An 18,279-nucleotide genomic window follows, 5' to 3' on the forward strand; every position below is an offset into this window, starting at 1 on the left:
TTAAGCCATTTACTGATAATGTCATATTGGCATAACCAAGGTTTCGAGATGATGAAAGTGGCGAAAACTTTGATTAATATGTAGAACAATTTCATAACTCTATAATAATAAATACTTTAAACAGCTTTTATCTATCAGGGCTAAAAATAAAGGGGTATTGTCTCGTAATTTTATATTTAGTGAAAATGAAGAATATGACGTAAGAAGTTTTATTAAAGCTTCAAATCTATGTATAAACATGATACATAAAATAGCTTTTATAATTCAACCTAAACTAAATACGTATTTTAATATATTTTCAAAATAGTTTATTTTTCTATTAAGTTAACATTTGTTTTAAGTGTTATATAATATATACTTAATTTTAACTTTTTATTCCTATTATATTGCATTTGCGGTAAAATAGAAATAGTTAGGAGGTGTTCAATGCTTGATAAAGAAGTTTTACCTTTTTTAACTTGGGCAGGAGGAAAAAGGTGGTTAGTAAATAGTTATCCAGAAGTTTTTCCATCAAATTTCAATAGATATATCGAACCGTTTTTAGGATCTGGTTCAGTTTTTTTTCATTTAAAACCTCAGAAAGCTATTTTATCTGATATAAATAAAGATTTAATCGATACATATATGGCATTAAAAATGGATTGGCAGAATGTATATAAATATTTAAAGATTCATCAAAGAAAGCACTCTCCTGATTATTACTATAAAATACGTAATTATAATCCTAGGAAAATAGAAACTAAAGCCGCCAGGTTTCTTTATTTAAATAGAACTTGCTTTAATGGTATCTACCGAGTTAATAAACAAGGGAAATTTAATGTTCCGCTCGGTTCTAAGCAAAATGTAATTTTAAATACAGACGACTTTGAAGAAATTTCAAATAGATTGAAAGATGTCTCTATTTTAAATCATGATTATGAAGTGGTAATTAATAAAGCCAATAAAGATGACTTTATATTTGTTGATCCTCCTTACACCGTTAATCACAATGATAATGGATTTATTCAATATAATGAAAAACTTTTTTCATGGGCTGATCAAATTAGACTTTGTGAAGCTTTAGTGAGAGCTCGTGATAGAGGTGCAAAAATTATAATGACAAATGCTAATCATGAATCTGTTAGAAATTTATACAAAGAGTATGGTTTTGAATTTAAAATTGTTTCACGTTTTTCTGGAATTTCATCAAAAGTCAAAGGTAGAAAAAAATATGAAGAAATTATTGTGAAATCTAACTTTTAAAGAGGTGTTCTTATGTCAGCTATTCAAGATTTAGTTTCTAACGCAGTATTAAGTAATAGTCCCTTAAAAATATTAAAAGATTTCTTAGATAAACAACATCAACTTCATTCCGCTGGGGTAAAACAAGATTACCGTTTTATTGGATATGTTTTAGATTTAGGATATGATACGGCTAAAATTATTACGTCAGATCCCTATAAAATTGCTGTAGGTGGAATTCCAAGAGGGAGTTTCCTAATTTTGGCTATAGATGAAAGAGATGAACAGGGAAATCCTATTCAGACTGGTTTACCACCACACTTCACTTTACTACGAGTGAAATCCGTTTCTTCTACTCCTTTGAGTAATCAAGTACAGCAGACTTATTTTGAACTTCATAAGAAATCAATGCCTGAATTAGATATTTGGACGCAGGCAGAATTACAATGGGGAGCTTTAGAGTGTGACGTTATTGGAATGTTCTATCCGAAACCATCTGATAAAAATTTGGTGGAGTTTTCTGGTGATGTGAACAACGTAGTAAGTGCCCATAAATATAAGGTGTTTTCTCCCGATAAAGATTTGTTAGACTTAATACTTAATGGTCTAGTAAACAAGGAAAACCAGCAACACCTGGGTGTATTTAGACCTACAGAGTGTCAAGTTGGATTATTAAATAACAATTATCCAGAATTAAAAATATCTATTGAGGATTTTAAAGGACGTCGCACGGCTATGTTCGGTAAAACTCGACTTGGTAAATCAAACGTAGTCAAAGTTTTGGCTGATGCTATCATCCGAACTTCTACTACAACACAAAATGTTGGCCAATTAATATTCGATATTAACGGTGAATATGCAAATGATAATCCGCAGGATGGAAATAAATCACTCGCTTCAGCCCACACTAATAACTGTATAGTATATGCTCTTAATCCTAGAAACCCAAGCTTTAAGGAATTAAAACTTAATTTTGCCGAACAACCTGAAAGTGCACTGCCAATTATCAAATCATTTTTAGAACGAGATAATCACACTTCAAATTATATTAAGAGTTTTGGGAATATTGAACTACCATCTATTCTTGAAATAAAATCCGAAGCTGATAAAGGGAAAAAAATAAGAAACATCCGCAAAATACAAATGTTTTGGGCTGTTTTAAAAAGTGCTGGATTTAATCTAGATGAATCTAAATTAGTAAGTCTAAATTTATCTATCGGTCAAATAAACAAGTTTAACCCTGGACTAAAAAAAGACTTAAGAAATGAGGTTTATGGCGGTACTCCCCCAGTATCTCCAAACAATTTAAATGATTTAATAAAAGAGTTTAGCTTATTAGCAACCTTTATCCAGAATAATAAGTCTTCTAATTTATTAATGGGAAGTAGTGAACCTCTTTTTGATCAAGATGCCATTGCTTTATTAAATTTTTTAAATCCCGCTTCTGGATCTGGCACCCAGATTTTAACTAGTTATCGCCATTATCACTCCCCGAGTGCTGGGGATTTTATTACTGAGATTATTCAACTTCTTAACGATGGTAAAACAGTTATTTTAGACTTGGGGAACGCTTCGGAAGATGTTCGTAAATATTTTTCTGATATGTTATCTAAAGCCGTATTTGCCTCACAGGAAGATAAATTTGTTTCGAATACTTTGTCCAATCATTTTATTCAACTATATTTTGAAGAGGCTCATAATTTATTCTCAAACAACAATAAGGAAAATACAACTGTGTATCACCGATTTGCAAAAGAAGGTGCAAAATTCCATATTGGGATGGTATATTCGACACAATCTCCTTCAACAATCAGCCAAGAATTATTAGTTCAAACCGAAAATTTCTTTGTAGGTCATTTAGCTTCTACACATGAAGCAAACGCATTATCTAAACTACAACATACATTTAATGGGCTTGAAGATGATATTAAAAAGTCTAGAACTCCTGGATATATGAGAATTCTAACAAATTCACACCGTTTTGTAATACCAGTACAAGTTAAAAAGTTTACAGTTTAAGGAGGTACAACTTTTTATGGCATATAATTCTAAAGGTGGATTACCGTTTGAAGGTGCCTCAAAATTAGGTCATTTATCTCTAATGAATTCAGAGTGGATCACTTCTTTAGTAAAAGATTTCGAAGCTCAGTATAGTTCACCAAGTTCAAGTGTTACTTCAAATTGGAATGAATTTAATAGTAGCTCACAAAATCTCATTGACCAAATTTGGGTTGTAGATGGATCTTACGTTCCTGTTCAATCAGATGCTATTCCTCCAAAAGAAGCAGCATTTATTAAAACTGCGATTTTAAACATATCTGAAGCATCTTTGGAACATATTGATAAATATAATCCACATCCTATGGATTTACAAAAAATTATGAAAGATAGTGCTTTATTCCATTCTACGGTTTTACCTTTAAGAAACATTAAGTCTAGTAAAGGTACTAATTTTGATACAATTAGAAATATTATTTTTGAATCTATAAAAATTGATGAGAACGGTGAATATTTCGAAACGTTGAAATGGCTAACTTATCAAAAATGGTTAGATAAGCCTACTAATTCACCTTCATTTAATTGTCCATTCTGTGAAGTTAGTTTGGAATTTACGGCTGACCTTGAAAAAATGAATTGTATAACATGTAGTAAAGAGCTTTATTTAACTGATATGATTGGTTTTCACTTAGATATGACTGAAGATAAAGCTACAGATGCTATCGCTTCAGCATATATGTCTATTATGGAACATTTAATGTTATTCACCATAATAAGGTTATATTGGTCAAAGCAAGATAAATCATTGTTTAAGAATACTTTATTTATTAAAGATGGTCCACTAAGTCTAAATAGCCAATATGTAAAATTGATTCCTCGTATACGAGAATTTTTAGAGTTTGCTAAACAAAAAGGTATACTGATTAATATAATTGGCCAAGAGAAATCCGGAAAATTTGTTGATCACTTATCAATTGTAGGACGACATGTTAAACCTTTAGAAAAGGGTGAAAAACTCCACTATCATGTACTAAGTCACGATTACGTTGAAAAAGAAGTACAAGATAAACCAAGTGCAATAAACTATGGAGAAAGATCAAATTGGGGAGAAAAAGTACTTGTGAAAGTTGATCCAGTTACAGAATTAGTAATTAATGTCCCTACAGGTGATTACTTGAATAGGAAAAATGCACCTTTAGCAAACGAATTAATTAACTTAGAAGTTATTCTAAATGTTATTCCACATATAATTAGTAGAAGGTTTTCAGGAGGTTTGTATCCCATTGAATTAGCAAATGGGATAGCTTCACTTTCAAGTTATCCATCAGCTAAAATACTTCAAAGATTATTAGAATAACTAAAAATAGAAGATTAGCTTGTCATATGCGTTACCTTCAGAAGAGTAGATATATTTTAAAATCAATCTTTTCTTTAATAAATTTAATTTAAATAAAACTTATCCCGTGCATATTGATTAATATGTGTTCAAAATGCGCGGTTTTCTTCTATTCTAAAGTTAACATTTACAGCACAATTTTGATTAGTTCTTATATGTAAATTGGCGATCAAGAAAAGGGATAGATATTATATCATAAGAGTCGTAATTTTTGGAGGCATGGCAGTTAAATATGTAATGAGAGAAGAGAAAATAACACATGACCAAACCTAAAATCTACACAATGAGCTTCGCAAAAGTCTATCCTCTCTATATCGCAAAGGCAGAGAGAAAGGGTCGAACGAAGGCTGAGGTTGATACGATTATTTGTTGGTTGACGGGGTACAGTCCAGCAGAGTTACAGCAACAGTTGGACAAGCAGATAGACATTGAAACCTTCTTTGCTGACGCCCCTGAGCTTCATCCTTCCCGCAGTTTAATCAAAGGAGTCATCTGTGGTGTTCGAGTAGAGGACATTGAGGAAGAAACCATGAAAAATATTCGGTATCTAGATAAGCTGATTGATGAGTTAGCCAAGGGAAAGAAAATGGATAAGATTATGCGAGATTCATCATGACCATCACAAGCAAGCCCAGTGAATAACCCTCACTGGGCTTTTTTATATTTATAGACCATTCGATTGATAAAAATAAAAACCATTTGAACGAATTCTCTCTTCATGTCGTCAAAAGAAGTAATACCAAAACAAATTGACGTTTGAAAAGGGAGTGGCGTGATGGACATGCAGATGATTTTACCTCTTATTTTGCTACAAGCGATTTTAATGGTGATTAGTTTGTTTGATTTGTTGAAAAGAGATCCATCGAGGATTAGGGGAGAAGTGAAGTGGGTTTGGGCTTTGGTGATTGTGTTTGTGGCGAGTGCCGGTCCTATTGCGTATTTCATTTTTGGTCGTAAACAATCTTAGTAGGGGGGATTCGCTTGAATATGTTGGAGTGTCACGGCCTGACGAAATCGTATGGACGGCATGAAGTGTTAAAAGATGTTTCGTTTTCTGTTGGGGAGGTTGGATGTGTTGGCTTTTTAGGAGCCAATGGAGCGGGGAAGACAACGACGATCCGGATTTTGACGGGGCTTGCTCGTCCTACGTCTGGCGTTGTGAAGGTGGCAGGTTTTGATGTCGAAAAGGACATGGATCAAATCAGTCAGGTGATTGGGTACTGTCCGCAGCATCCTGCATTTTATCAGGATATGACGGGGCAGGAATGGATGCATTGGGTTGGCGGGTTATTTCATTTAGAGAAAAACACCATTCGTTCCAAAACAGATGAATTGTTGAAGCTTTGCCGCATATACGAGGCGAAGGATCGTGCCATTGGCAGCTACAGCGGAGGCATGAAGCAAAGACTTGCCATTGCGCAGGCACTGATCAACAGCCCGAAGGTTCTCATCCTGGATGAGCCTGTGTCTGCACTTGATCCTATGGGGAGAAAAGACGTCCTGACTTTGATTGAGCGTCTAAAGCATGAGATGCTGATCTTTATGTCGACCCATATTTTAGATGACATTGAACGTGTGGCGGATCATATTATCATGATCAACAGCGGCAAAATTGAGATGTCCTCTTCGATGAAACAGCTCAAAGAAGACTATATCCAGCCCGTGATTGAACTTCAATTAGAACAACAGAATACGAAACTAGTGGCTTTGTTAAAAGAACGGGATTGGGTGGAGGAATGCATGGAAACAGGAGACGCTTATCAGGTGCGAGTCAACAATCAACAAACGGCATTGAAGGAACTGCCGGCTCTCATTACTGAAACTGGCGGTGTTCTTCTCCATTATCGACTATCTAAGCTGACGCTTGAAGATATTTTTATGAAGGTTGTGACGGCATGATGATGTTGAAAAAGGAATTTAGGGAGTTATTCACTAGTTATAAAATCTTATTTGTGCCGATCATTTTCACGATTTTAATGATTACGCAGCCTATTACGCTCAAAATGCTGCCGGATCTTTTATCGAAATCGGCTAATTTACCTGAAGGGTCTACATTTTATATACCAGAGCCTAGTGCTGGAGAGGCTTTAGCCAGTGCATTGAGTAAATTTGATTCGCTCGGCGTGTTTATCCTCATTATGATCGTGATGGGGACGATTGCTGGAGAGCGTGCCTCTGGGGTGACGGCGATGATTATGGTGAAACCGATCAGTCGAATGAGTTATTATGCCTCAAAAGTATGTGCCTATGCCTGTTTAACTTTGTTTAGTTTGATAGTGGCGGTGCTTGCTTCCGTTTATTATGTGAACATTCAATTTGGGCATGTGGCTTGGGGCGATGTGTTAAAAGGAACGCTTTTGTATTATCCAAACCTACTGCTTATTGTGGTGTCGACCATTTGTGCATCGGCATTCTTTAAGCGCTCAGTGACTGCGGGCGGCGTTTCCCTTTTGATCAACCTCATCCTGTTTACCGTTCCTTCGTTTTATGAGGATACATTAGGGAAGTTTGCACCTAAAGGCGTCACAAGTGCGGCTGAGGAGATGATTCATAGAGGGACTTATTCGGATCAGGCGCTTACAAGCTTTCTAGGTGTATCGGTATTGATTGGTTTCTTTTTTCTCATCGGATGGTTTCTTTTTAGAAAACAAGAATTATAGCATGATGTACCCTTTGGATATGAAAATCTAAAGGGTTTTTTATATATTTAGTAAGTAATAAATAAGATGTAAATACATATTATCATGATTTAAATGTTGAAATAATATATACTTAGTATATAATTACTCCGTAAAGGGGTGGGAGGAGTTTGCAGATGATTCAGATCAAGCATGTGAAGAAGGAGTTCATTCAAGGCCAGGAGCGGACTGAGGTGCTGAGGGGCGTTGATTTGACGGTAGAAGAAGGGGAGTTTGTAGCGGTGATGGGACCGAGTGGTTCTGGAAAAAGTACATTACTTCAGTTGTTAGGCGGGCTTGATCTGCCTACTGATGGAGAGATTTTGATAGATGAGCATCAGTTGAGTGAGATGAATGAGAAAGAGAGAACGATTTTTCGCAGAAAACAGATTGGGTTTGTGTTTCAAAATTATCAGCTGCTGCCTACATTAACTGTCGAAGAAAATGTGGCGTTTCCGCTGCATGCAGATGGACGTTTAACAAAGGAGAATCAACAGACGGTTGTAGAGCTGTTAGAGGCTGTTGGCTTGAATGGACTTGGACGGAAACGGGCTAGTTTGCTGAGCGGCGGGCAGCAGCAGCGTGTAGCGATTGCAAGAGCTCTAGTCAATCAGCCATCAGTGCTGTTAGCAGATGAGCCGACGGGGAACTTGGACCGACATAGAGCGGAGGATATTTTGGCGTTAATGTGCAAGTTCAATCGAGAAAGCAAGCAGACGATTATTATGGTGACGCATGATATTTTCGCAGCGGGGTTTGCGGATCGAATCATCCTTTTTAAAGACGGTGTTATTGATCAAGTGATTTCTAGAAAGGATGATGATTATGCTCAGTATGTGGCGAATTTCATGGCGTAACATGCTTCAGCATAAAAAGCGGTTCGCCATTTCTGTCTTAGGCATCATGGTGGGGATCGCTTTTGTCACGTCGATGCTCATTGCCGATCGAACGACAAATGATGTGTTTCATTACTATGAGCAAATGTATGTCGCTGATGCAGATTATTGGGTGTTGAGTGATGATCATACGTATGATGAGGAACAGATCTCCTCCATTTTAAAGCATCCTGATGTGACAGGATCATTATTAGCGCTGGATAAACAGACGTTTTTTGATGTAGAAGGTGATCACTCTCTTAACCAACGGGCGGTGCGAATTACCGGAGTACAAGATCAAACGAGCTCTTTACTGAAGCTGCCTGTGATTGAAGGGCGTTTGGATAATCAGGGGTTGGTCATACCAGATGTTGTGGCGAAGCTGCTGAATAAAAAAGTGGGAGATACCATTCGTTTTTCTGATTTGGGCGAAGCGAAGGTATCTGCCATTGTGGAATATACACAGCTGCTTTCAAGTCCGAGTGACTGGAAGGGTGCAGAATCATCGAGCTTTCGTGTGATGGCGCCGCTTGATTTATTGAGAGACTGGACGGGACTCGATCATCAGCTTTCTTATATGAGATTTCAGACGAATGATGGCGGAGAGCAGCTCTTTCAATCTTTACAGAAAGAGTTCAAGGATGCCGATGTTTTTGTCCAGCCTGTGGTGGCGGATGACCGGCAAAGTAATGACATTGGCGGGTTGTACACGTTCTTTTACCTCATCGCAGGGCTGTCGATGTTTATGAGCGGTTTTATCGTGTTTAATATGATCTATACGAGTGTGATGGAACGAAAAAAAGAATTTGCGATTATGAAGAGCTTCGGTTATACACAGGGCTCTGTTTCTAAGCTGATGTTGATTGAGGTTTTGATCTTGGCTTGTATTGGAACCGTCATTGGGGTACCGATTGGCGTTTGGCTTGGGGATGTGTTCATGCAAACACTGCTTGGTGTGTTTGCTTTTGATATGGTGTATTCGTTAGATTGGCAAGTGCCTGTTGTAATAGCAGTGATCATTGGTATTGTGTTCCCTGTGCTGTTTTCGTTATTTCCGATCTATCATGCAGGGAAAACGTCTGTGCTGCTGACTTTAAAATCCATCACCCAAACTTCTGCACCGAAGAAACAATCGGTCATTAGAGCGGCGATAGGGGTAGGCTTGCTTTCATTCATATGGGTGGATCATCCGGCTGCTTATCTTGCCATTTTAGCCAGCATGGTTCTGTTATTCCCATTTTTCCTGCTCTTTTTGAACCGGTTGTTGGCGCCCCTTTTGAAGCTTGTTTTTGGCTATCCAGGTCATCTATCAGCGCAGCATGTCACGCAGCAACTGAATCGAAATGCCAATACGGCGGCGATTCTAGCTGTTGGGATTGCTGTGATCTTGCTTTTAAGTGCGGTCATTGAATCGGCTCCAGATGGCTACGAAAAAGAGATTCGTCAAACGTATGGAGGCGATCTCAGGGTTACTTCTGAGGCTCCATGGACGAAAGCGGATCAAGAAAAGCTGTCATCCTATGAGGCTGTTGAGCGGGTGGAACCGATGATGGAAGCGGCTCCTTTGACATGGGAAACGGCTGATGGAGAGAAAAGACAATTTTCTCTGATCGGCGTAGAGGAAAAGGGACCGTCTTTTATAGAAGATAACAATAAAGGCGATTTGTATCAACATTTAGCAGAAAAGCCCTCTATCGTGTTAGGAGAGCGTGCGTTTGATGAATGGGGTGGGCGTATTGGAGAGAGTGTGTATCTCAATGCACCTTCTGGCCGGCAGCAGTTACAAGTCATTGATGTGGTCAAGACTTCTCATCATTCGGGTTATGTGGCATTTGTCGATCAGACATTTTTACAAGAGGATTTAGGGTGGACGCAGCCCCTTGATATCCTGCTTACGTTAAAAGACAAAGGTGCCGGTGAGTCTTTACGAGATCAGCTATGGGAAGACTTTGGGCAGCGGCTTTCAAAGGTGAAAACAGTAGAGGATGAGATTGAATCAACGACATCGGCTTTAACTGGTATGAACGAGTTAATTTCTATGATGCTCATTTTCATTATGGGGCTCGCGAGCATTGGAACAGCCAATACACTGCTGATGAATACGCTTGAACGTACATCTGAGATTGGCACCATGCGGGCGCTTGGGCTGACAAAGCAGCAGGTGAGAAAAATGATCGTCGGAGAAGGTGTGCTCATTGGGTTATCAGGTGTGATTGGCGGCATTTTATTTGGTGTGATTCTTCTATATGTCTCAAGCCAATCTGATTGGCTCGGTGGATTTGTTTCATTTCAGCTGCCATTTGTGCATGTGTTGCTGGCAGTGATCGCAGGAATTGCGCTCAGTTTAGCGGCTTCGTGGATTTCTAGTGCGACAGCGAGTAAAATAGAGATGATATCATCTCTCAAAGAAGGTTAAATCATATGTCAGTGAAATACGGAATTTTAACATCGCTCTGTCAGCAGCAACATCATGGATATGAATTAAAGCTAGAGCTGGAGTCATTGCTCGGAATAAAAGGAAAAATCAACCCGGGTCAAATCTACACGACGCTTGATCGGTTAATTCGTGATCAATTGGTGACAGCAGTGGGAATAGATGACCAAGATCGAAAGCTGTACGACGTGACGGAAGAAGGCAGACAAGAGCTGGAATCATGGCTGTTGGCACCTGTTCCATATCATGCTGCAAAGGATGATTTTCACTTTAAATGGGGCTGTGCACGGAAAATCAGATTTCATCAAGAAAAAGAAATGCTTCAGCAGCAGAAAGCCGTCATCATGAAAGATGTGATGGAACTCACGAAGCTGAAAACGGAATGTCTTGTGCAAGGTGATGAGAGTCGGTACTTATTGATTTCTGGCACGCTGCTTCATTTAGAGGCGGATTTGAATTGGATTCATCAAATTGAGCATCGGAGCGGAGCATCATTTTAGAGAGGTCTTTCTTTTGAAGAAAGGTCTTTTTTTTGGCTTCGTTCGGAGCATACGCAGATAGGATGGGAAGAAAGTTTGGTATGATAGGTGTAAATTGATTGTATTTTCAGAAAAGGGGTTTGATCAATGAAAACATCACGTAATCCTGAGACCATTCACGCGCCAGTTGCACCGTACATCCATCAAATAGAGACAACAGGGCCGCAGCGTTGGTTAACCTTATCAGGACAAGTGGGGATGGAAGTCGATGGGACCATCCCAGCGAGCCCGATGGAACAGCTCGAGCTAGCGTTAGAGAATGTAAAACGCAATGTAGAAGCGGCAGATATGAAAGTAGAAGATATAACAAAGCTTGTGTTTTATTTGGTAGGTGAGTTTGATGCTGAGAGTAGAAAACGAATCATGGGTCAGTTTTTAGGAGACCACCTGCCTTGTATGACGATGATTTATGTGGTGGCTTTGGCTTCACCTGCTTTAAAGGTTGAGGTGGATGCTTGGGCTTGTCGGGATATGGATTCGGTTTAAGAGTTGGCTTAATGATGGTCTTGATGAGGTAGATAATGAAAAATTTTTGCATAAGGGAAGTATGGGATAAAAGATTGGATTTTCATATCCAATCTTTTTTATATTTAGTTCTCTCTAATTTATTGATATAAATACCTTTTAAGTATTTTTTTAGAATATTTTACACAATTCCCCTTACTTCGACATTTTTCATATGGTAATATCAGGGTGCATAGCGATAGGGTCTATTGACACTATGCAAATTTCTAGAGGAGGTTTTACTTATGACAAGAAACCAAAAAGAATGGGAATCTGTGAGTAAAAAAAGCCTTAAGCGTCCAGGTGGCACTTCAATTGTTAAGGCGGCTGGATGTATGGGGTGCTGGGCCTCAAAGAGTATTGCAATGACACGAGTTTGTGCACTGCCACATCCTGCAATGAGAGCTATTTAATGAATAACATAGGGAGTTAAGCATATATTGCTAGCTCCTTATTCTATAAAAGGGGTGTCTATTTATGTCAAGTAATCAACTAGCAGAATACGATTTACCTGAACTAGCGATTCATTTGCAGCCTCATGGCGCAGTCATGATAGATAGAAAATCAATGTATTACTTTAGATTGAGTGGAAGAGGAGCTCAGCTTGCATTTTTATTATCTAAGAATAAAGACGTGAGCAAAACTGCTCGTATCTGGGAAATCGTTAAAAAGGAAAAGCTAACAGCTGATCAGTTGCGTGAAGAATTGAGTGCTCATCCTTTTACAGAAGCTTGGACACAGGGGTTATTGGATCAACCTATTCAATTTACAGGATCTTTACAGTCCTATTTGCCCATTAGCTGTACTCTCCAATTAACAAACGCTTGTAACTTAGGTTGTTCCTTTTGCTATGCTAGTTCCGGTAAGCCCTATCCTGAAGAGTTAACATGTTCCCAGTGGATTAATGTGATGCAAAAACTAGCTGCGCAAGGTGTGGCTGATGTGACTTTAACAGGGGGCGAAGCCAAGCTCATAAAGGGTTTTAAAGAAATTGTGATGGTTGCGAGTTCATTATTTACGAACGTAAACGTTTTTAGCAATGGCTTAAACTGGAGACAAGAAGAAGTGGAATTACTCAGTCATCTAGGAAATGTATCTGTACAAATTAGTATTGACGGTACGAGCGACACTCACAATTCCTTAAGGGGAAGGAAAGGTGCTTTTCAGGAAAGTATGGAAACCATCCAGCGGTTAACAGAAGTGAATGTTCCTGTAATTGTTGCAATGACCATCAATGAAATGAACGCTGATCAAGTAGCGGAGGTTGTTGATCATTGTGCAAAAGCAAATGCCTCTATTTTCCGTGCTGGTAAGACATTATCCGTAGGACGTGCTACAAAGAATTTTAAAGCGCTAGAAACTTCATTTGAACATCGTGTTCAAAGCCAGTTACAGCAGGCACGTTCTAAGTGGGGACACCATTTGAATATAATTGATTGGGAGCATGAAGATAGTTCTTTTACAACTGATTTTTGTACACCGGGTTATTTGGCTTGGTATATAAGGGCAGACGGTTATGTGACACCTTGTCAATTAGAGGATATTCCTTTAGGTCATATTCTAACTGATTCTTTTTCTGATATTGGTTCACCAACACGTCTATTGAAATTGAAATGTGAAGCGAAAAACTGTAAATGTATAGGGAAAGTTGAACTATCCGAGCCAGATCTCCCCTTTGAAAATGAAAAGAGAGCAGGCATCACTCATGAATAGTATGACTTTTATTTTGTGGTCAGGTCTTGGAGTGATAGGGCTCTTCCTGTTTGCGAAGTATAGAGTGTCAACAATAGAATCAAACCTTTTAGATAAAATTGAGGCAAGAAAAGTTGGTATCGATTTTATTAGAGAGTTTGTGGGCATAGACGTGGAAGCTTGGGAGGTATATTCAGTCTATTGGTATGATCATGAAACAGTGAATAAGTTACATCATTTAGGTTTACTTAAAAAAAATCGACATATACTTCATGAAATAGGGTTGGTTGAGTCTTGGCGTGTTCGTTTTGTTCACCAAAACCAATCATTCGTGATAGGAGTAAACGCTAAACGGGAAGTGACCTTTTTTTATGCAGATGTAAGGCAAACTTCATTATCTAAAAAAGACGGTCAAATTTCACTAGAAGGTTTAAAAGATAAATTAACTTGTTCTTCAAAGGGATTATGGGCTAAGACAAAACCAACTGGTTCTGGTTCAAAAGAAGAGGATTTTCGTGAAATTAAAACATATTGGTATCTCGCTGAAAAGGAAGATATCCGACTTAAGGTAACAGTTGAAATGCAATCTGGTGTGATCACATATATCGGCACAGATACAGAGATTTTAACGGATCAGATGAATAAAGTAATAAGAGATGAACAAGTTGAGTCTACTTTTGGTCTCTCAGGTATGTTAGGGTCAGCTGCTGCGATGATCATGGCTATATTAGTTTTAGTCTTAATGAATGTTCAAATTAACCTCACATTAAGTTTTATGCTGGGTTTCATGATTGTACTAGTGCAATCTCTCACAATTAAGGAGGATATACAGTTAACGATAGTAAATGCTTACGATGCTAGGATGAGTGTTCAAACTGTTAAATTACTTGGTATACTCTCTACTTTGTTTGCAGGATTATTGACAGGATTTGTAGTATTTATATGTTCATTGGCAGGAGGCGCTCTTGCGAATGAATTAGAAATGAAATTTTTAGATGAAATCGTTGGACAAACTTTTATTGGTCTTAGCGCTGGGTTAATTAGTCTAGGCATCACATCACTGGTCTTTTACCTGTTAGAGAGAATGAATAAATTACGTATTTCTCCGGAACTATCGAATAGAAGTATGTTTTTATCTGGATTTACTTTAAGACAAGGGCTTAATATGAGTCTACAAAGTTCTATTGGGGAAGAAGTAATATACCGACTCTTAATGATTTCTCTTATATTTTGGTTTAGTGGGAATGCGATATTGTCCATTTTAATATCATCTTTTTTATGGGCAATTATGCATCAGGTTACTGGTTATGATCCAAGATGGATTCGCTGGGCGCATCTTTTTATTTTTGGATGTTTTCTTGGTTTTCTTTTTATGCATTATGGATTTATTTGTGTACTGGCGGCACATTTTATTCACAATTTTGTGCTCGTTTGTATGCCCTTATGGCAATTTAAACTTCAAAGATATCTACATACCAAAAAGCCTCAGCATACATCACTCTAATAAAAGGGAGAGATTTGATGCCATTCATGGAGGTTCAGAATGTAAGCAAACGATATAGCAATGGTGATGGGATAGAGGGTCTTTCATTTTCCATTGAAGCAGGGGAGGTTGTGGCGCTGCTTGGGCCTAATGGTGCGGGGAAGACGACAACCATTCGATGTTTAACAGGTCTCTATCAACCTGATCAAGGGGAAATACTCATAGAGGGATTTCCTCCTGGTCATTCCCATGTCCAAAAACAAGTAGCTCTTATTCCAGATCAGCCATATTTGTACCCAGATTTAACGGTTGCTGAACATGTTCAATTCCGTGCGAGGGGCTATCATAAAGGTTTAAAACAGATCAAAGAAAAGGTATTTGAGGCGTTGAAAGAAGTACATATCGAAATGAAGATGAACGAATTGTGCGGAAGGCTTTCAAGAGGTCAAAAACAGCGTGTCGTCTTAGCAGGGGCCATTGTGCAAGATGCCTCCCTTTTTATTTTAGATGAGCCGACTGTTGGGTTAGACATCCCTTCGAAACAATGGTTGTCAGATTGGCTGATACAGAAGAGCCTTCAAGGAGGTTCGGTTCTTGTGTCCACTCATAGCCTAGAGTTTGTTCTTGATACGGCTAGCAGGGTGATATTGATTCGAGATGGTGCCATCATGAAAAGTATCGCTGTTCCTAAGCGGCAGGAAGAACAAATGAAGTGGCGGGCAGAAGTCATTCAACTCCTAGGGGAGTGGTCTAGTGAATAACACGCTTTCCCTTTTATGGATGAAATCCCAAAGGCGCTTGATCAGTAAAAATCAAGAAAAGAAAATGCCCTTTCTGATCTTGCTACTTATGATGGCTGCCATCGGTTTTCAGCTGAGCGCAGTCTCAAGTATGGGCGATTGGAATGCAAGTACAGCTGGATGGATCATTGTCGTTTTATTTGTTCTTTATACTGGCTTTGGCTTGTTTTCGAATAGGCTGCCTAGTCAGATGAACGATATCATGTGGTTGTATGGAAGTGGTGCTTCCTTATGGACAGTTGTGATGAGTGTATGGGTATATCACATTCTTTGGCGATGTGCTCTTCTCATTGTTTCTGCTGTGATGGCTGATATCCTCCTTCTTTGTTTAACGCAGCAGTACTTTTTTCTACTTGGTAAATCACTCCTGTTAACAGCGCTGTTATGTATGATCGAAACATGGATGATTGCGGTATCTTGTGCAAGAACCATTCAAGTATATAAACGAGTGCTCTTCATTGGTTTTATACTGATGTTTGGTTGTCTTTCATTGCTCACTTTGAATCAATTGATATTGAAACAGTCGTCAATGATGGAGATATCTGCTTCTTTGATGTATCAAGTCGGACGCATGATAGAGGAGTTTTCATTCATTTCTGTATTGATATTACTTGGAGTGATGATTCTATCTTTCATGATGATGTACAGGTCGAGTCATCGTATAGAGATGATGGAGTCGTTAGTCAAAGAGGCGGCATTTTGGGAGGAATTTGAGGGGAAACAGGTTCATGCAAATCCAATAAGTTCAAAGAAAAGCAAGACGTGGTGGGGGCTTTCAACATTAACGGGCATCTGGGCTTTCCTTTGGCTAGAAATATTGATGATCAAAAAGTATGCTACCTTCCATCTGTTATCTACCATGCTGTTGATCGGTACTTACTATGTCGTCAGTTCTTATTTTTCAGATTGGTTGACTCTATTCTTTTTGGTCATTGGTGCATCTGTCCTGCTCAGTTCATATTACGCTGGGATTGTAAGACACGGGCAAACGGGAGTACTGTATCTTTTTCCGGGTGCTTTATATCAAAAGATTCTTCTATTGGAAGTGTTTCAAACCTTTTGGTTGTATGGTGTCTACTTGATTTCTCTTATCTTGTTAGAGATTCATGATGTATTGTATTGGGCCATTTATGGGGTAGGGGTTTATATTTGGTTTTTGACCATACGGCTCTTTGCCTTTACGCAGCCTTTGAGACGAGAAGCGAGTCTTTCTTTGGGCATCTATTATCGATCATTGCTCATCGGATCTGTCATAAGTGCTGCGGTCATCATTGGGATTCATCTGTTCACTAATGGCTGGTTTACAACGATGACATGTGTATTTGCTGGATGTGTATGTTATGTGATGTGTTATCGATGCCGTGGGACTCATTAAAAAGAGGAGTTGATTGTCATGAAACCAGAAGATAAGCTATCCCAATCGGTTCAACGTTTAGTCAATACCAATGAAGTAACGATCGTTCAAGCCATGGGGGAGTTAAGGAAATCAGGAAAAGAGGCAGTGCCAGTGCTTGTTGAAGCCTTAAAAGAAGAGGGTTCTTTGCGGAATATTGCAGCAGCGGTTCTTGGTGAATTTGGAGCAGATGCAGGGGACGCAGCAGAAGCCCTTGCCAAACTGTTAGAAAGTGAAGAAGAGGAGACAAGAATGGCGGCTGCGATCTCACTCATGAGAATTGGTCAGCCAAGTTTGCCATTTCTTCTGCCTTTGGCAAAACGCTATAAGGGTCCTACTTGTTTTTGGGCGTCGTGGTGTATCTCTTGGATTGACCCATCAAAAATCGAAAAAAATATGTACGAGTGCCTAAAACAGGAACAAGAGAATCCATCAGGAAATGTGGCACCTTTTGCTGCAGAAGAGGCATTAGGAAAAATCATTGCCTTTCAATTAAAAGAAAAGGGGGATGAGTAGTGGAAACGCAAATACATAAATGGCCTGAGCACCTTCCTTGGATTCATTCTTCACATCAGCGGTGCTTACCTGGAGGGCATACTCACCTTCTTTATTTTTGGTCAGTCAACTGTCCGCATTGTGAAGAATTAACCGACCACATTCTACATAGTGTGGATCAGTTGAGTATCCATTTAACCTGTGTCCATGTTCCATATACGGAAGAAGAAAAATCGATAGAGGTTGTTTCGAAATATGCGGAGGAAAAGAATCTCATTGCTCCTATTGTGTTGGATCAAGATTATGAGATTGTCACAAAATATAAAATTCAAGGATTACCAAGTTTTTGCCTCATAGATAAAGAGGGGCAATTAATTGATCGGAAAATGGGAGATACCGGCTGGGAAAAGATATTAAAAAAACTAGAAAAACGATCATAATTAGGGTTATGGAGGAGAGCGTTTTGTTTCAATCAAACCAAGAATTGAAAAAAACGGTGATCTTTTATGCAGGTGTGGGAGCTGTTTTGCTGATTCTCATGATGTTGAAATGGCTGCCGGTTTCTGCAGACTGGGAGTTGCCGTTGATTTTGTTTGGATTGGGGATTTTGTTTTATGTGAAGCGTGTGCTTTTTAAAGAAGAAAAAGATCATAAGGCATAAGTTTTCTACCGAGGTGATCTAGAAAGGTACAGCTGATGAAAGGTAAGTAATAAAAGGTTGGATGTTGCATCCAACCTTTTATTACTTCCTGTACTGAGTTTAAAAACAAG

At 38.6% G+C, this 18,279-nt stretch carries 19 protein-coding genes; all 19 read left to right on the plus strand.

The genetic code is table 11. The features are described 5' to 3' along the window. Positions 1-426 precede the first annotated feature (426 nt). The 19 genes from NST24_RS01095 to NST24_RS01185 all read left to right on the plus strand — a co-directional run bounded on the left by NST24_RS01095 (position 427) and on the right by NST24_RS01185 (position 18,169). Positions 427-1,242, plus strand: a complete 816-nt coding sequence (locus NST24_RS01095; RefSeq protein ID WP_274660717.1) for a Dam family site-specific DNA-(adenine-N6)-methyltransferase — start codon at positions 427-429, stop codon at positions 1,240-1,242. A 12-nt stretch (positions 1,243-1,254) separates the two neighbouring features. Next, the gene (locus NST24_RS01100) at positions 1,255-3,240 is read left to right on the plus strand and encodes a DUF87 domain-containing protein (protein WP_342462185.1); all 1,986 of its coding nucleotides are present in this window, start codon (positions 1,255-1,257) and stop codon (positions 3,238-3,240) included. Positions 3,241-3,256: 16 nt separating this feature from the next. After that, positions 3,257-4,576, plus strand: a complete 1,320-nt coding sequence (locus NST24_RS01105) for a hypothetical protein (protein ID WP_342462186.1) — start codon at positions 3,257-3,259, stop codon at positions 4,574-4,576. A gap of 298 nt (positions 4,577-4,874) precedes the next feature. Beyond that, a complete protein-coding gene (locus tag NST24_RS01110) occupies positions 4,875-5,231 on the plus strand; it encodes a DUF2200 domain-containing protein (protein ID WP_342462187.1) in 357 nt (118 codons plus the stop codon). 159 nt (positions 5,232-5,390) lie between these two features. Next, positions 5,391-5,582, plus strand: a complete 192-nt coding sequence (locus tag NST24_RS01115; protein ID WP_342462188.1) for a PLD nuclease N-terminal domain-containing protein — start codon at positions 5,391-5,393, stop codon at positions 5,580-5,582. Between the two features lie 14 nt (positions 5,583-5,596). Continuing rightward, the gene (locus tag NST24_RS01120) at positions 5,597-6,514 is read left to right on the plus strand and encodes an ABC transporter ATP-binding protein (RefSeq protein WP_342462189.1); all 918 of its coding nucleotides are present in this window, start codon (positions 5,597-5,599) and stop codon (positions 6,512-6,514) included. Beyond that, on the plus strand, positions 6,511-7,275 hold the full coding sequence (locus NST24_RS01125; RefSeq protein WP_342462190.1) for an ABC transporter permease subunit: 765 nt from the start codon (positions 6,511-6,513) through the stop codon (positions 7,273-7,275). The genes NST24_RS01120 and NST24_RS01125 overlap by 4 nt, the downstream gene beginning before the upstream one ends. A gap of 155 nt (positions 7,276-7,430) precedes the next feature. Then, positions 7,431-8,150, plus strand: coding sequence for an ABC transporter ATP-binding protein (locus tag NST24_RS01130; RefSeq protein WP_024719122.1), 720 nt, complete (start codon positions 7,431-7,433; stop codon positions 8,148-8,150). Next, entirely contained in the window at positions 8,119-10,584 is a 2,466-nt protein-coding gene (locus NST24_RS01135; RefSeq protein WP_342462191.1) for an FtsX-like permease family protein, read from the plus strand. Before NST24_RS01130 ends, NST24_RS01135 begins: the two co-directional genes overlap by 32 nt. A 5-nt stretch (positions 10,585-10,589) precedes the next feature. Then, positions 10,590-11,102 (plus strand): PadR family transcriptional regulator, encoded by a 513-nt coding sequence (locus NST24_RS01140; RefSeq protein WP_048002314.1) that lies wholly within the window; start codon positions 10,590-10,592, stop codon positions 11,100-11,102. 126 nt (positions 11,103-11,228) lie between these two features. Continuing rightward, positions 11,229-11,627: a RidA family protein gene (locus NST24_RS01145; RefSeq protein WP_039169392.1), complete on the plus strand. Its 399-nt coding sequence runs from the start codon at positions 11,229-11,231 to the stop codon at positions 11,625-11,627. Between the two features lie 263 nt (positions 11,628-11,890). Further along, positions 11,891-12,058: a sporulation killing factor gene (skfA, locus tag NST24_RS01150; protein ID WP_017366484.1), complete on the plus strand. Its 168-nt coding sequence runs from the start codon at positions 11,891-11,893 to the stop codon at positions 12,056-12,058. A 64-nt stretch (positions 12,059-12,122) separates the two neighbouring features. After that, positions 12,123-13,358: a sporulation killing factor system radical SAM maturase gene (gene skfB, locus NST24_RS01155; protein WP_340958676.1), complete on the plus strand. Its 1,236-nt coding sequence runs from the start codon at positions 12,123-12,125 to the stop codon at positions 13,356-13,358. After that, positions 13,351-14,841: a type II CAAX endopeptidase family protein gene (locus tag NST24_RS01160; protein ID WP_342462192.1), complete on the plus strand. Its 1,491-nt coding sequence runs from the start codon at positions 13,351-13,353 to the stop codon at positions 14,839-14,841. Before skfB ends, NST24_RS01160 begins: the two co-directional genes overlap by 8 nt. A 17-nt stretch (positions 14,842-14,858) precedes the next feature. Beyond that, positions 14,859-15,581 carry an ABC transporter ATP-binding protein gene (locus tag NST24_RS01165; RefSeq protein WP_019744076.1) on the plus strand — a complete coding sequence of 241 codons (723 nt, stop codon included), beginning with the start codon at positions 14,859-14,861 and terminating at the stop codon, positions 15,579-15,581. Then, on the plus strand, positions 15,574-16,995 hold the full coding sequence (gene skfF, locus NST24_RS01170) for a sporulation killing factor system integral membrane protein (protein ID WP_342462193.1): 1,422 nt from the start codon (positions 15,574-15,576) through the stop codon (positions 16,993-16,995). Before NST24_RS01165 ends, skfF begins: the two co-directional genes overlap by 8 nt. Positions 16,996-17,013: 18 nt before the next feature. Beyond that, positions 17,014-17,529, plus strand: coding sequence for a HEAT repeat domain-containing protein (locus NST24_RS01175; RefSeq protein WP_024719127.1), 516 nt, complete (start codon positions 17,014-17,016; stop codon positions 17,527-17,529). Beyond that, the gene (locus tag NST24_RS01180; RefSeq protein WP_203144040.1) at positions 17,529-17,948 is read left to right on the plus strand and encodes a TlpA disulfide reductase family protein; all 420 of its coding nucleotides are present in this window, start codon (positions 17,529-17,531) and stop codon (positions 17,946-17,948) included. The genes NST24_RS01175 and NST24_RS01180 overlap by 1 nt, the downstream gene beginning before the upstream one ends. A gap of 23 nt (positions 17,949-17,971) precedes the next feature. Beyond that, the gene (locus NST24_RS01185) at positions 17,972-18,169 is read left to right on the plus strand and encodes a hypothetical protein (protein ID WP_041508147.1); all 198 of its coding nucleotides are present in this window, start codon (positions 17,972-17,974) and stop codon (positions 18,167-18,169) included. Positions 18,170-18,279: the final 110 nt, after the last annotated feature.

The sequence above is a fragment of the Bacillus sp. FSL R5-0286 genome, assembly GCF_038593245.1.
Taxonomy (GTDB): Bacteria; Bacillota; Bacilli; order Bacillales; family Bacillaceae; genus Bacillus; species Bacillus altitudinis.